At 43.0% G+C, this 16212-nt stretch carries 10 protein-coding genes; 7 read left to right on the forward strand and 3 right to left on the reverse strand.

Features of this window, described 5'->3' with window-relative positions:
• Positions 1–734: 734 nt before the first annotated feature.
• Positions 735–1346 carry a flavodoxin family protein gene (locus AAEY75_RS02000; protein WP_352258099.1) on the reverse strand — a complete coding sequence of 204 codons (612 nt, stop codon included), beginning with the start codon at positions 1344–1346 and terminating at the stop codon, positions 735–737.
• A 490-nt stretch (positions 1347–1836) separates the two neighbouring features.
• Here AAEY75_RS02000 and AAEY75_RS02005 point away from each other — a divergent pair, with 490 nt between their 5' ends.
• A complete protein-coding gene (locus AAEY75_RS02005) occupies positions 1837–3093 on the forward strand; it encodes a YeeE/YedE family protein (protein ID WP_197100271.1) in 1257 nt (418 codons plus the stop codon).
• Positions 3094–3189: 96 nt separating this feature from the next.
• On the opposite strand, the gene AAEY75_RS02010 is transcribed toward AAEY75_RS02005, so the two are convergent.
• Both AAEY75_RS02010 and AAEY75_RS02015 read right to left on the reverse strand, forming a co-directional pair.
• Entirely contained in the window at positions 3190–4086 is an 897-nt protein-coding gene (locus tag AAEY75_RS02010) for a purine nucleoside phosphorylase YfiH/LACC1 family protein (protein WP_197216160.1), read from the reverse strand.
• Between the two features lie 220 nt (positions 4087–4306).
• Positions 4307–5551 carry an RluA family pseudouridine synthase gene (locus AAEY75_RS02015; protein ID WP_502944356.1) on the reverse strand — a complete coding sequence of 415 codons (1245 nt, stop codon included), beginning with the start codon at positions 5549–5551 and terminating at the stop codon, positions 4307–4309.
• 825 nt (positions 5552–6376) lie between these two features.
• On the opposite strand from AAEY75_RS02015, the gene AAEY75_RS02020 reads away from it, so the two are divergent.
• From AAEY75_RS02020 to AAEY75_RS02045, 6 genes are all read left to right on the forward strand, one after another.
• Positions 6377–7468 carry an outer membrane protein assembly factor BamD gene (locus tag AAEY75_RS02020; RefSeq protein WP_352258102.1) on the forward strand — a complete coding sequence of 364 codons (1092 nt, stop codon included), beginning with the start codon at positions 6377–6379 and terminating at the stop codon, positions 7466–7468.
• A gap of 205 nt (positions 7469–7673) precedes the next feature.
• Positions 7674–9863, forward strand: a complete 2190-nt coding sequence (locus AAEY75_RS02025) for a DNA primase (RefSeq protein ID WP_352258104.1) — start codon at positions 7674–7676, stop codon at positions 9861–9863.
• A gap of 505 nt (positions 9864–10368) precedes the next feature.
• Positions 10369–12288, forward strand: a complete 1920-nt coding sequence (gene rpoD / locus AAEY75_RS02030) for an RNA polymerase sigma factor RpoD (protein ID WP_197100267.1) — start codon at positions 10369–10371, stop codon at positions 12286–12288.
• A 325-nt stretch (positions 12289–12613) separates the two neighbouring features.
• Positions 12614–13057: a MarR family winged helix-turn-helix transcriptional regulator gene (locus AAEY75_RS02035; protein ID WP_197216165.1), complete on the forward strand. Its 444-nt coding sequence runs from the start codon at positions 12614–12616 to the stop codon at positions 13055–13057.
• 12 nt (positions 13058–13069) lie between these two features.
• Positions 13070–13864 (forward strand): siderophore-interacting protein, encoded by a 795-nt coding sequence (locus AAEY75_RS02040; RefSeq protein WP_352258106.1) that lies wholly within the window; start codon positions 13070–13072, stop codon positions 13862–13864.
• A gap of 248 nt (positions 13865–14112) precedes the next feature.
• Positions 14113–16074, forward strand: coding sequence for an oleate hydratase (locus AAEY75_RS02045; RefSeq protein WP_197216167.1), 1962 nt, complete (start codon positions 14113–14115; stop codon positions 16072–16074).
• The last annotated feature ends 138 nt before the right edge of the window (positions 16075–16212 follow it).

Genomic DNA, 16212 nt, shown 5'->3' on the forward strand with positions numbered 1-16212 from the left:
TCAAACATCAAACAATTCATTAAAAAACAAAATAACGAGTAAACCATCTTTATGGAAAGCATCTGACAAAAAAAGCACCTAGTAAAAATAGTTTCTAGATAATGTCTACTCACCTCACCAATGTAAGACTTTTTCGCTACTATTACTTGAATGGTAACTTATTGGCCTAAAATTTTTACAAAACTTAAAGAACTGTCTGACAGCCATCTATTTCCGGCAAATTTTTATGTGTTTTTATAGGGTAATAATACGTATTTTAAAAAATCCTTTAAAAACAATAACTAAATAGACTGTTTAACAAAATTACGTCTCTCATGAATGATCTATCACTGCGATGAACCATTGCAAATAAGCGATATTTACTATCATTATTCGTTTGGGCTGTACATAATGGATACATAGACCGAAATCAAAATCGTCTGATTATAAATAATATTTTTATGATGCTATGACACATAGTTATTGCACCTCACCATATTTTGTTTATGATAGGCGCTATTTCCACGTTGCCAATCGCCGTCTGAGACATCATTATGAAGTCATTAACGCTCACTTATATATTCACATCTATTCTGTTATTAACAGGTTGTCAGTCGTTCCAGTTTGTTGATAGTCCGATTCCTGTCACATCGAATTTGACTCAATTGAATGACCAGTAACAGAATTGAGAGACACAAAAAAAGCAGACTTTATAGTCTGCTTTTTTTATTCAGGTTACGTTCGATAAAGTCGCTTTAACTCTGTGTATTGGCTGGTTGATGCTTGATAACGGTTTTAGCCAAATGATCACCAAACCAAATAGCAGTGTCGATATCTCCAGATCCTGGCGTTTCTTCAGGTGGGCCATCGAGTGACTGCGTCATTAAACCTAGGAAGCTAGATAGACGGTTTAGGTCGTGGGTTTCATGGCCCGTCGGCATCAATGGTAGTCCAATCCAATTCATCCCATGCTGCATGGCATATAGAGAAATCTGCTGTAATACTGCAAGTTTGTCACCGCTTAATCCGCCAGAGTTGGCAAAAGCTGCTGCCCACTTCCCTTCCCACTTACGATGATACCAACGCTTTGAGGTTTCATCCATAAAAGTCTTAAATTCAGCCGTGACGCTACCCATGTATACGGCACTACCAAATACCAGCAGATCTGCTTGATCTAAAAACTCCCAATCCACTTCATGGACATCTACCGCCTTGGCTTGCGATTCTGGTAACTGCTGACGGGCACCTGTTACTATGGCCTCAGCCACACGCTTGGTATGACCATAATTACTATGATAAATAACCGCGATAGATAGATTATTAGCTTGGTGAGTGACAGTTGAAGCAGACGATATAGATGTAGTCATACGGGCTCTAGTAATGAATGAATTGATGAATAATGAGTCGCTAAATAATAGTAACGTTTAGAATTTTCTGAGTAATTACAGCCATTATAGCCTGTAATCATATCGTTAGTACCGGATAGCTGTCGTTAATGACGCTATCGTCAGGTGCAAAGATAATCACACTACCTATTAACAGACTGTCATAGAGTAGCAATATTCAGCAAATTATCAACTCACTTATGTAAATCGAAACTTTGTCGAACGTTATGTAGCACATCTTGTGCGTATTAAATAAGAAAAAATAATCGTTAATAATTACATTTATTTATTCCATATACGCATATGTTAATTCCAGCTTTTCTTTCAGGCTTGTTTCTATTTTTACCGTAATAGGATTATGATGTAGCGCTTATTCCTAAGTTACGCATAAATACAATTAATGAATTAAAAAAATCATAAGAAAACTATAAAGAAATCACAATCAAATCGATAAGCAGAGGAGACTACTACTGTGACAACGTTAAGAGTTCAACCCGTAAACGAGGCGCGAGATCCAATCGTAAGAGACAGTCTTCGCTTGAATGATCCACAAAAAATGCTGGTAGCAGGCGGCGCCATTGTGAGCTTTCTCATGCTGGTCTATTTGCTAGATACGCAACATATTTCTCAGTCACTATTGCTCGGCATTGGCTTGCTGCTGGGCTATACCCTCTTTCATGCTCGCTTCGGTTTTACCTCCGCATTTAGGCGGTTAATGTCAGTCGGTAATGGACAAGCGATGCGCTCACACATGCTGATGCTCGCCATTGCTGTGACGCTGTTTGCCCCTATTCTAGCCTTTGGCACGACCATTTTTGGTGGGCCAGTCGCAGGTTATGTCGCGCCAATAGGTGTCAGTCTCTTCGTTGGCGCATTCGTCTTCGGTATTGGTATGCAGCTTGGTGGCGGCTGTGCCTCTGGTACTCTTTATGCTGTCGGTGGTGGTCGTTCAGTGATGTTCATCACGTTTATCTTCTTTATCGTTGGTGCCACTATTGGTGCTTACCATCTGCCATTTTGGACAGAAGAGCTGCCGAGCTTTGAGCCGTTTTCTTTGGCTACCTCTACCGGTCTTGGTTACAGCGGTGCTTGGATGGTCTCTTTGGCTCTTTTTGCTATAATCGCATGGATAACCTTGGTCGTTGAAAAAAGAACCAAAGCCCCTAAAATGGCGCCTGTTCCTTCCGAAAAAGGCTGGAAACGTATTTTCCGTGGTTCTTGGCCGCTATTTGCAGCAGCGATTGTACTAGGTGTACTGAATGCATTAACGCTAGCAACACGTGGTCAGCCTTGGGGTATCACGTCCGCATTTTCATTATGGGGATCTAAAATTGCGAGCGCTTTCGGGGTTGATGTCGCGAGTTGGGGCTATTGGCAAGGCGCAAACGCAGCAGCGCTAAATGCGTCTATATTTGCTGATTCAACGACGGTACTAAACATCGGTATCATCATTGGTGCTTTCATTGCGTCAGCGGCTGGTGGCTTATTCAAATTTACGACCATTACTAAAGGCAACTTTGCAGCTTCAGTGATTGGTGGTTTGATGATGGGTTATGGCGCACGTCTAGCATTTGGTTGCAATATCGGTGCTTATTTTGGTGGTATCGCTTCTTTTAGCTTACATGGCTATATCTGGGGCATACTCGCGATGGCTGGTACGTTCTTGGCTCTGTATTTACGTCCTTTATTCGGCTTGTCAGTGCCAAAGTCTAGCGACTCAGTCTGTTAATAAAATAGTGGTGATTGAATAAAAAAACAGCAGGTTAATTTTAACCTGCTGTTTTTTGTTATATAAAGCATATTGTGTTAATCAGACAACACTCATTTAGCCATCACTGCTCTGCATACTACGGGCAATCACTAATGCCATACGTCCCGTGGCTGGCTGCTGCAAATGTGTCTGACGACGATACGAGTAATAACGACTGTCGGCATAACTACAGTCTACAGGTAAGTCATTAATAACCGTCACGCCAGCAGTCTCTAACTGCATAGCCGCAAGCTTTGGTAAATCCAGCTTAATTTTGTCATCTTGAGATGGTATAGAAAAGAGCACCACAAAATCATCAAGTTGTGTCTCTGACATTGCTTGGTTCTCTTTGCACCCTGCAAATAGCTTGTCACGGACGTCTGTATTCACCTCATAATTCGCCTGACTAATACAAACGCCTATCCAAGCTTGAATCGGCATCGTACTATCAAACCTATTCACTGTTTTTTTGATAACACCGCAAGCCAAGCCTTGCCAGCCTGCATGAATCGCGGCTATCTGTCCTGTCGCCGGTTGGTACAAGACGATAGGCACACAGTCAGCCGTCATTATGGCAAGTCCGATACCTTGTTGCTGACTGACCATCGCATCAGCCGCCATGGGTGTCATACTGAGCGCGGAGGCATCGACATCGTGAACTTGATTACCATGGACTTGACTGACCCAGTGCAAACGTTTAATCGGCACATATTGAAAGCGCTTTGATGCTGATGCTAAAAAGCTTTCATTGATGCCAGACAGTAGACACATGCGGTTTTTCAGCACCTTTGCCGCATCATCATTGACATGCAAGCCTAAATTTAGATCACCGTAATCTGCCGGATTTTGCTGTCCTATTGTTTGAGTTTTTGACTCAGAATCATTGACAACATCAGTCAAAAAAGCCGCCGTTTGAAAAACAGCGACATCATCAATTTGCGCTAGCAATGTCATAGGAAGCTTATTAATCATGACTGGATCTACCATCTCAATGAATCATGTATATGTGGCTGACAATATTTCAATACTTGGTTTTATAGTTAGTTCTATAGCTTATATAGCGTAGATACAGATTTATATCAGGCTCGCTCAGTCTACAAGGTGTAGTACTTTCACTCACCTGTCTAGCCTCTTCTGAATTCTAAACCATATTGAACACACCATATTTTACACAACTACTCTGAATAATTGCTTACTCAGCATCATAACCATCGCTAAGTACGGCTATGAGTTGTTGCATATCTTCAGGCAGCGGCGTGTTGACTTCCATATCTTCACCTGTCGTTGGATGTACAAAACCTAGCGTATAAGCATGCAAGGCTTGGCGCGGGAAATTGTTAATCGTTTGACGCTGCGCTTCTGTGAGACCGGCTCGTAATTGACGACGACCACCATAAACGCGGTCACCCACTATCGGATAGGTAATATGGCTTAAATGCACACGAATCTGGTGAGTACGACCCGTCTCCAGTCCTACATCTAATAGACAGTAGTTACCATTAAGCGGTGTCACATTTAATAGATGAGTGACGGCCTCACGTCCTGCTGTCATCACAGTCATTTTGGTACGTTGATTGCGGTGACGACCAATGGGTGCGTCAATATGACGATGGCGTGTTAGGCTTGCCTTATCACCTGCCACCACACATTGATAGTGGCGATAGACTGACTTATCTTTTAGTTGCTCCATCAGTGCCATCTGCGCAGGTTTGGTTTTGCCGATAAGCAACAGTCCAGAAGTATCTTTATCAATCCGATGCACCAGACCTGCACGTGGCAAATGGTGCTGCTGCGGATAGTGATACAGTAACGCATTGACCAAAGTACCGGTCTGATTGCCAGCACCAGGATGCACGACCATGCCGACAGGCTTATTAATAACCAGCACGTCGTCATCTTCATAGACGACATGGATGTCTATATTTTCTGGTTGGTCTTCACTATGCTGCTCTAACGTTGTCGATAGATGCAACACATCATCAGCTTTGACACGAACCTTTGGTTTTTGCACACTGCCGTTATAGAGTAAGCTACCGTCAGTGATCCAGCCTTGTATCTGCACACGCGAGAAGTCTTTGAATGCTAGCGAGGCAACCTTATCGATACGCAGACCTGACTGATCTTCTGTGACAGTATGGGTCAACTCTATCGCTACTGGAACGGCTGGACCCGAAGCTGAAGACTCATCATCATCGCTATCGTCAATGTCGCTATCATCAATATCACCATCATCGATGTCATCTGCATCACTATCTGGTCGCATCACTTCTTCTGAAATCGCATCATCATGCAATTGCTCATCAAGCGCTGGCTGATTGTCGTCAAGTAACTCACTATTTTTTAAAACGTCATTTGTCATCGGTGACTCTTGTGCTGATGAATCAGTATCTAACGATTGATTCGGTGGTAAATGGGTGGTTATAGCATTATTATTCATAATAAATTAATACATAGCAAAGCGCCTAACCTCATTCTGTCAGGCAACTTTTTAAAAATTTTACAAAAAACCAGACTGCCGGTCACGTATTTATTGCTTATCATAATAGCAATCATTGTCAAAAAAATCGGCAGCAATATCGCGATAGTGTACCATGCCGAGTGCTTAAGCCCTATAGAAGCTGCTCGTTATCTATCATTTTTGATGATAACTTACACACACTCAGTATCGCCGGTTAACTCTCTAAAATATGACATTGCTGTAATTTACTGTATATTTATCGGTATCAGCGACATTCGATATCGCTCGTGATAGCCGCTCATGCTAAAATGCCGAACTGAAATCAGATATTATGTGGCTTATTACTAGCCGTATTGCCAGCCATATCATAGATACTAGCACTAATAGGTACTAACACGATAAGTACTGCGGCATAAGCACTGAAGCTCGGCAACCATGACCTGACTCAGATCTTGCAAAAACAATCTTTGCCACTGTCATGGTCGAATATCCAATACGATAGATTGCACATATCGAAAAAATAGACGAAGCAAACGTTATTCTATAAAGTATGACTATGTTTTGCTGTATGCTATTGCACTGAATTAAAAAATAACGTTTTTATTAGGGTCTATTAATAAGCCCATACACCATTACAATAAACTGCATTCAATAAAAACCATGTTGATGGTGAGGCTACTCGACGATGAGTATGCTTGATACTAGACAGTTAGCGGATGCCTCAAAGCATCGTTTTTTATTATTAACCTTTTATGTAGCATAATAGCGCTGCTGTTATTATGCGCCTCGTGTCGGAGAAGAAGTATGCAAGCTGTTGGCAATACGTTTATCAAACTGTCCTCAATAACTCTACTTACGCTAAGTGTAAGCCTAGTCGGTTGTCAAACTTTCAAAAACTTGACCGGCGGCGCTGACGTCGATGCGGTAGAAACTGCTCAAAAATCAGAGCAAAGTTATTATAACGATGCCATCGAACAGCTTGATAAGAGCCACCACACACAAGCTATCGAAGAATTGACTAACTTACGTACCTTTTACCCTACCGGGCAATATGCTGAACAAGCACTACTCGATATGATGTACGCACAATATGAAGGCGGTAAATATGAAATGGCAGCGTCAAGCGCTGAACAGTTCATTCGTCTATACCCTTCTAATCCACAAGTAAGCTACGCCTACTATGTTCGCGGTGTGGCAAACATGCAAGGATCATCAGAAGGCTTAAAACTGTTCAAAATGAACCAAGCCGAACGTGATACTGCTTATTTGCGTATTGCTTTTGCCAACTTCCAAGAGCTGGTTAATAAATACCCAAACAGCCCTTATACACCAGATGCTGCACAGCGCATGACTTTCATTTACAATCAGTTTGCTGAAAGCGAAATGAGTGCTGCCAACTGGTACATCGAGCGCGAAGCTTACGTCGCCGCTGCCAACCGTGCCAAATGGGTATTCCAGTACTATCCACTCAGTGAATCCATTCCAAAAGCCCTTGCCACGCTAGCTTATAGCAACGAAAAATTGGGTCTAACGGATTTGGCAAATGAGTACAAAACCCTATTACAGATTAACTATCCAAGCTGGTTAACCAGTGATGGCAGTGTGAAGTTAGAGACCAAACGTGACAGCACTTGGCTGAACAAAATCACCTTTGGTAAGCTTGGTCGTTCAAGCGTAGACGATGAATCAGTAGCGTCAGGCAACTACAATGGTGCTACCAAGACACAGATGATTCGTAATGCCAACCAGCTAAGACTGCCTAGCGCAAATGCTGCTTCTGCCAATGCACCAGCAAGTAATGCTGCTCCTGCACGTGGTACAAATGGCAATCTGCAAAACAGTCAGCCACCACGCGGCATCACCCAACCAAACCAAGATGCGCCTATTATTCCATAATTTGTCAATCCCTAATACTTTCAACACATTCTTTCAATGTGAATAATGAATGACTTAGAAGCTGTCTCATAAGAAATAAGGCCAACGCTCATGTTGGCCTTATTTTTCTGTTTTTATTTATCTAATACTTTATCTACTGTCAGCTATTACTACTCGCTGATTGTGGATGCCCAACATAATTGACCTATGGTAAACTGTTTTTTGTATGAGCATTCCTAACCATATCCTTGAGCAACTAAATAGCCAAGCTGACTTAGTCAGTATTATTGGGCGTCATACTACGCTCAAAAGAGCGGGTGGTGAGTTTAAGGGTTGCTGCCCTTTCCATGGTGAAAAATCACCCTCTTTCTATGTCAATCCGCAAAAAAACATCTATCACTGCTTTGGCTGTAGTGTCGGTGGCAATGCCATTAGCTTCTTACGTGATTATGAAAACCTCACCTTTATCGAAGCAGTCAATGAGCTATCCAAGCAAACGGGTATCGAAGTACCTAAAGAAGAGCGGCAAAACGTTAGCTATCAGCGTAGTGCACCCAAACCTGCTGTTTCTAAAACTGCCACGCCTAAAACTAGTACGCCTAAATCGAGCTCACAGCAGTCTGTGCCTAGCTCAGCTGTCGACCAAAGCAACTTAAGTCAGAACAGCACAGACCAAGGCGGTGTAGAACAAGGCGGTATAGAACCAAGCCATGTGGCACAGGCTAGTTACGATAATGCTCATAGCTACGACGATTATCCACCGCTAGATGCCTACGACTCTGCGCCTTATCCGGCAGATGCTTATGGTTCAGAGTATCCAGATGATACGAGCTACCCACCAGCTTGGCTCAGCGACAGCGATGAGACAATCAATCTACACGGTATGGATAATAGTGCCGATGCTGATGGCAACCTATACGATCTGTTAGAGCAAATTCAGCAGTTTTATCAGAATAGTCTGACGACTCACCCTCATGCCAAACATTACTTTTTATCGCGTGGTATCACTGAAGACATCTTTGAGACGTTTGGTTTGGGCTATGCACCCTTTGGTTGGCAACATCTTGAGCATCAGTTTCCACAGGATATTGAAGGGCTTAAAGCGTTAGGCTTAGTGCGCCAGTCAGAGTCTGGACGCGATTATGATCTACTACGTGATCGAGTTATCTTTCCGATTCGAGACAATCAAGGCCGTACGATAGGCTTCGGTGGTCGAGCATTAGACGACGAAGTAAAGCCTAAATATATCAACTCGTCCGACTCGCCCGTTTTTCATAAGCAGCATGTGCTATATGGTTATTATGAATCTCGCCAGCAGCGCGCCAACGACTGGCTCGTGGTCGAAGGCTATATGGATGTCATCGCCCTCTATCAAGCGGGCATTTATGGTGCCATCGCGTCGATGGGCACAGCGATTAATGAAAGCCAAATATCACGATTACTGACGTTAAATCCTACCCTAACCTTGAGTTTCGATGGGGATAGTGCGGGACAAAAAGCCGCTTGGCGCACCCTAGAAGTTGCGCTGCCAGTACTTGCCGATGACAAAGAATTACGGTTTTTAACTTTGCCGAATAATCATGATCCTGATACGTTTATCAAAAGTCAGGGCGGTGATGCCATGCGTGCGCAAATCGCCAATGCCATACCTCTGTCGCAGTATATCTTTGCGTATTTAAGTGAGCGCTACGATCTGACCTTGGTAGAAGGTAAAGCCAAGCTCATGTCCCAAGTACGCGCATTAACCATGGCATTACCCAAAGGCAGTAGCTTTAAGTATTTGCTTAACAATGACATTTATCAAAAGCTGGGCGGCAAACGCAGCCAGAATATCGAAGCCAAGGACGCCCTGCTAGATTTTGATGGTGACATGACCATCAGTCAGCAGTTGCAGCTGTGCTTTTTGTTCCAACCACGTGCACTACTTGAAGACCCCATTGAGTCGATTTGGCAACAGGCAGGTATCAGTGACTTACAACTGCCTGCACATATCAAACAAAAAGCTGCGAGCGATACCTTGCGGCCGCTTGCTTGGGAAGATTTGCAAGATACCGACCTGCTAGATATTGTCAGTACGATTAAGCGTTGCTTAAGATATTTACCAGCAGACGCTAATGCAGCGGCGCACTTTATATTGTCCAACGTGCGACCAATGACTCAAGAAACACTCAGCCGTAGTTGGGGTGGGTTTTATAAAACCTTGACGGCAAGAAATATTTTAAGCCTTGATGAATTGGTCGAAAACTTAGTCATGCAACTGCTCAAGCTACATTTGCAAAAAAAGATGCAGGAGCTGATCAAAAATCCTGATCACATTAAGCTGGCGATTGTCCGTAAGCAATCACAGCTGTTAAATGACTGGCTACGTGCACAGCAAGCCGAGCAGTCAGCGCAAATGACCACAGTTAAATCTTGACATTGACCTTCATTTTTGATGAATAAAAGATCAACCCTTTAAAAATACAGTGGCTGCCCCCACTACTAATGATTATGCCGAGTAGTCAAAACCGAATCTAAAAGAATGTTAAACATTCAACTGATAGCAAATAATCAGTAGAAAATGATCGGTAAGTCTCACTGTCTCGTGCTTGATTACTGTGGTCTGTGTTAAACTATGCGGCTGTATATTTGCAGCATTGCTTAGCGAACTATCATAAGCACGCATCATCAGGCACAAATTTTAGGTATTATTTTTGAGTAGCAGTTTTCAACGAATGCTATTTTGAAGTCTTTTTTAATGTTTAGCTGTTTTTCAGCATTGTTATTGTAGTGTTTTGAGCCTTTATTCATATCCACTCATTTTTGATATTATTGACAACCTCTACGCCATATTTTGATCAATCGACTGATAAGATCAACGCACCCAGCCAGCGATAGCGCGTCACGATATAAAAATGTCCGATGCAAGTAAGCGAGTATTTATGAACGATAAGTCAGTTTCTAAGTCCACATCTCAACTGGCCACCTTAATCCAAATGGGTAAAGAGCAAGGTTATCTAACCTATGCTGAGGTGAATGACCAACTGCCCGACTCTATTACCGAAAGCGATCAGATCGAAGATATTGTGCAAATGCTAACCGACGTTGGTATCAAAATCTTTGAGTCTGCCCCTGATGCCGATGACATCTTGATGAACGATGATTCAAGTGATGATGACATGGCAGCAGATGAGGCAGCGGCAGTATTAGCCTCTGTTGAGACTGAGCCTGGTCGCACCACTGACCCAGTACGTATGTATATGCGTGAAATGGGTACGGTTGATCTACTGACCCGTGAAGGTGAGATTGCCATTGCTAAGCGTATCGAAGAAGGTATTCGTGACGTACAGCATGCCATGTCTTACTGGCCTGGTACGGTACAGTTCGTCCTTGACGAGTATCAAAAAGTACAAGATGGCGACAAAAAACTCTCTGACGTCATCACTGGTTTCTTAGATCCTGAAACCGAAGCAGACAAAATCGCTGCTCAAGAAGCAAAAGAAGCGGCGAAAGAAGAAAGAGAGCGTATCAAAGAAGAGAAAGAAAACCCACCACCAGTCAAGCCAAAAGCCAGTGCAAAAGCCGCACTTGACGATGACGATGAAGACGAAGATGGTGATGAGGAAGAAGCCGAAGAAGAAACCAGCGGTATCGATCCAGAAGAAGTACGTCTGCGTCTAGAAGAGATCGAAAACCTATTCATCAAAGCCAAGCAAGCCCTAATTGATTATGGCCGTGGTAGTGTACAAGCAGATACCGCTTATGCCCTACTTGCTGAACGCTTTATGATGTTGAAGCTGAACAACCGCTTGTCAGATCAAGTCATGGCCATCATGCATGATGTCTATGATGATGTGCGTAAGCAAGAGCGTCAAATCATGCGTTTGGTGATTCGCCGTGGTCGTATGCCGCGTGAAGAGTTCCGTAAAACCTTCCCTAGCAATGAAACCAATGTTGATTGGCTCATTGAGCGTATAAGCGGCAAGCCTGCCTTTGCTGCTACGTTAGAGAAAGTCACTGATGACGTGATCTTATTACAACGTAAGATTCGTGATTACGAGCAAAAGCTCGATATGAAAATCCACGATATGAAAGACGTGGCACGCCGTATGGCTGTCGGTGAAGCAAAAGCTCGCCGTGCTAAGAAAGAAATGGTCGAAGCCAACCTACGTCTGGTTATCTCTATCGCGAAGAAATATACCAACCGTGGTCTACAGTTCTTGGATCTGATCCAAGAAGGTAACATCGGTCTGATGAAAGCCGTTGATAAGTTTGAATATCGCCGTGGTTATAAGTTCTCGACCTATGCGACATGGTGGATTCGTCAGGCAATCACCCGCTCTATCGCTGACCAAGCGCGCACCATCCGTATTCCTGTGCATATGATTGAGACGATCAACAAGATAAACCGTGTCTCACGTCAGTTGCTACAAGAAATGGGACGCGAGCCAACGCCTGAAGAATTAGGCGAACGCTTAGAGATGGACGAAGTCAAAGTCCGTAAAGTGCTTAAGATTGCCAAAGAGCCTATCTCTATGGAAACCCCTATCGGTGATGATGAAGATTCACACCTAGGTGATTTCATCGAAGATGGTACGATCTCTAGCCCTGTCGATGATGCGACGGCTGCTGGTCTACAAGAAGCGACTCGTGATGTACTCGGCAACCTGACTGAGCGTGAAGCACGTGTCCTAAAAATGCGTTTCGGTATCGATATGCCTACTGACCATACTCTTGAAGAAGTCGGTAAGCAATTCGATGTAACGCGTGAGCGTATTCGTCAGATTGAGGCAAAAGCACTACGTAAATTGCGTCATCCATCACGCTCTGAGCACCTACGTTCTTTCCTTGAAAATGACTAAATTTTTAAGAAAGTACTGAGCCTAGCTCATATTTTTTAAATAGTTAGAAAAATAAAAAAGCCGAGTTTATCTCGGCTTTTTTTGTGCCTGTTCGTTAATGACAGACTTTCTCAATCACAAATTTCGTTAATTATAGAGCTCTTTAATCACAAAGCCCTCTATCCCTCTTTTCTGTCCTCCTTATCATGCATGTCTACCATGCTGCTTTCTTATCTAACAATATCTAATCATGGACAAAGTACTAACTTCAAAAACCACTTTATAGTTGACACTATCAACCTTATTCTATATAGTTGCTTCTATCAACTATATTAAAGGTTCTCTTATGTCGGATAATTCATTGAGCGAAACGCTTCATCAATTAATGCATACCTATACCAATCTATTATTAGAAGGCATTCGGCAGCAAGGTGTGGATTTGTCCGTGACAAACATCCGAACACTAAAAGGGGTTTGTTACAACCCAAAGAGCACCGCACTATCTATCTCTAAGCACATGCAACGAGACAAAGCGCAAATCACTCGTGCCTTAAATGACCTGTTAGCGGCTGAGCTAATCCTTAAGACAGACAACCCATTGGATGGTCGTAGCCAATTATTACAACTGACGACCAAAGGCGAGGCAATTATGGCAAAGCTCGATGCGGCAGAGGAATGGACCAAAGGGCAACTGACTCAAGATTTGAGCCCTGTCGATATTGCCCTGTTCTTTCGCGTCAGTCGTACCATGATAGACAACGTTAGCATCAACAAGACTACCGATAAATAAGGACAGATCCGTATGAACAACACAATAAATCAAAAACCCGTACGAGAAATCATGACTGTTGCCCATAAACAAATGATTACTCCGCACTATATTCGTATATACCTAACAGGTCAGGCAGAGACGATCGCCAATATTGCCACCATGACAGTCGGCGCCAACAATAAAGTACTTATCCCTAGAGACAAGACGCAGCCTATCGACCTAGAGGATAAATCTACTTTCGTTGTCCGTACTTATACGCATCGCGGTGCCGATGTCGAAAAACAACAGATATGGATTGATTTTGTCGCTCATGGTGATGAAGCACCTGCCTCAGGTTGGGCAACTCATGCTCAAGTTGGCGATGAGATTGGTATCTTAATGAAGCCTAAAAATAAAGCGCTTTGCCCTGCTACAGATAACATTTTGTTGGTTGGTGATGCCACTGCCATACCCGTACTTGGTTCGATACTAGAAAGCTTGCCTGCCAGCGCGACCGGTCAATGCATCATCGAAGTGCATGGTGCAGAAGATGAACAAGAGCTGCCTACTCTAGCCAATATCACCATGACATGGCTACATAACCCACATCCAATGCAAGGCAGTCAGCTAGTCGATACGGTTAAATCTCTCACCTTACCAAGTGCGAGCCAGAGCCGTTTCGCTTATATCGCTAGCGAGTTTTCATCGGTTAAAGCCCTGCGTCATTACTTAAAGGTCGAGCAACAGTGGTCAAAAGATGAGCTATATGCTTTTTCCTATTGGAAAGCAGGCGTAGCTGAAGACCAATCTGTAAGCGATAGACAAGCAGAGAAAAACACAGACTAACCAACCGCGCTTCGTTACGATAGGAAAATAACTATCGCTGCAGAGCTGAGGTTTTGCGTATTGAATACGTCAACAAAAACATCATTACTATAGGGCGTATTGAATCCTCAACACGCCCTAATCTGTTTATGTTCAATCATATACTTGATGGTTCAAAAGTTGCGACGTCCCAGGTTTACTTTGTGTGTCCACAGGGTACATAATAAGTTTTGAGTCTTTAGATTCTTTCACCTGCTAAGGGGATTACAATGAACAATACCAATGACAATCAAAAACAATTAGACCGCTTCCCACATCAGCCAGATGCTAATAAAGACTATCCACATCATACCCCTCAAAACACCCTACCATTTGCTGACAAAATCGGTAATTATCAACGCAATATTGGCAGACCAACCAACGTTTATAAAGACAGCAAGGTCTATATTATCGGTGCTGGTATTGCTGGTTTGTCGAGTGCTTACTACTTCATTCGCGATGGCAAAATACCGGCAGAAAACATCACCTTTTTAGAGCAGTTAGATATATCAGGCGGGTCGATGGATGGCTCAGGTAATGCTAAGGATGGTTACCTGATACGCGGTGGCCGTGAGATGGAATTTACCTATGAAAACTTTTGGGACGTCTTTCAAGACATACCTGCAGTAGAAATGCCCGAGCCTTACAGCGTGCTAGATGAATATCGCCTGATTAATGATGACGATCCTAACTACTCTATCGCTCGTTTACTACACAATCAGGGGGGGATTCAAGATTTTAGCGGGTTTGAACTTAAGAAGTCAGACCAATTGGCCATCATACGTCTATTGCTCAAACGTAAAGAAGCACTGGATGATGTGAGAGTTAATGAATACTTTAGCGACAGCTTCTTTGAGAGTAATTTTTGGATATTTTGGAGTACTATGTTTGCCTTTGAAAAATGGCATAGCTTACTCGAGTTAAAATTATATATGCACCGTTTTTTGCATGACTTAGATGGCCTGCATAATATGTCGATGCTCGTATTTCCAAAATACAATCAATATGATGGCTTTATCGTACCACTGCGCAACTATCTCATCGAGAAAGGCGTCACATTTCAATACAACACTTCAGTGACCGATTTAGATATTGAGTTTGAGCAAGCAGATAACAGTGCGTCAGTGGCAGACTCAGCGCATGAGCCCACCAAAATGGTCAAAGCCATCCTTGCAGAAGTAGAGGGTACGCCCACAACCATTGCCATCACTGAGAATGACTATGTTGTGGTGACCACAGGAACCATGACAGAAGATAGCCGTTATGGTGATAATCATACGGCACCAAATTTAGACACTGTCTTAGGTAATCAAGGTCAATCAACAGGCTGGACACTTTGGAATACTCTTGCCAATAAATCGGCTGTCTTTGGTCATCCTGAAAAATTCAACGGCAATGTCGCTGAATCTTCATGGATGTCAGCGACGTTGACCTGCAAACCATCTGCATTGATAGATATACTCAAAACGCTTTCTGTGAATGACCCCTATTCAGGTAAAACGGCGACTGGCGGTATCATTACCTTTACTGACTCTAACTGGATCATGAGCTTTACCTGTAACCGTCAGCCACATTTTCCAGATCAGCCCGATGATACGTTAGTGCTCTGGGTCTATAGCCTACTGATGGATAAAGAAGGCAATTATGTTAAAAAACCCATGCCAGAGTGTACAGGCAATGAGATTTTAGCAGAGCTTTGTTACCACCTTGGTATTATTGATCAGTTAGACCACGTGGTTGAGAACACCCTAGTCAGATCTGCCTATATGCCATATATCACCTCACAGTTTATGGCACGTGCACATGGCGACCGCCCCGAAATCGTGCCCCAAGGCTGTACCAATTTGGGCTTGGTAGGACAGTTTGTTGAGACAAAAAATGATGTGGTATTTACTATCGAAAGTTCTGTGCGTACCGCCAGAGTTGCAGTATATAGCTTGCTTAATGTTAAAAAACAAGTACCAGACATAGACCCATCGCAATATGATATTCGTCATTTATTACGTGCAGCAAATACATTAAATGATGGTAAAGGATTTATTGGAGAAAGCTTATTGCGCAAGCTCCTAAAAGACACCTATTATGAGCATATCTTGCCGCCCGCTCATTTAGATAATCAGGAAGAGAGCAAGCGTAATGATTTTATTTTTTCAGAATACTGGGAGTCTATCAAGGGGCTTTGGCATAAATAAAATACTTGAACATAAATACATCTGTTTCGTTTGAAAAAATGATGGTCGCTTAGCGTTTAAGTGGCCACTCTTTATTTCTGGCGTTTCGCAGTCTTCGTTAAATTCATGGCGATTGGGGCTTTACAGATTCTTATTCTA

The sequence above is a fragment of the Psychrobacter sp. TB55-MNA-CIBAN-0194 genome (assembly GCF_040309505.1).
GTDB lineage: Bacteria > Pseudomonadota > Gammaproteobacteria > Pseudomonadales > Moraxellaceae > Psychrobacter > Psychrobacter fozii.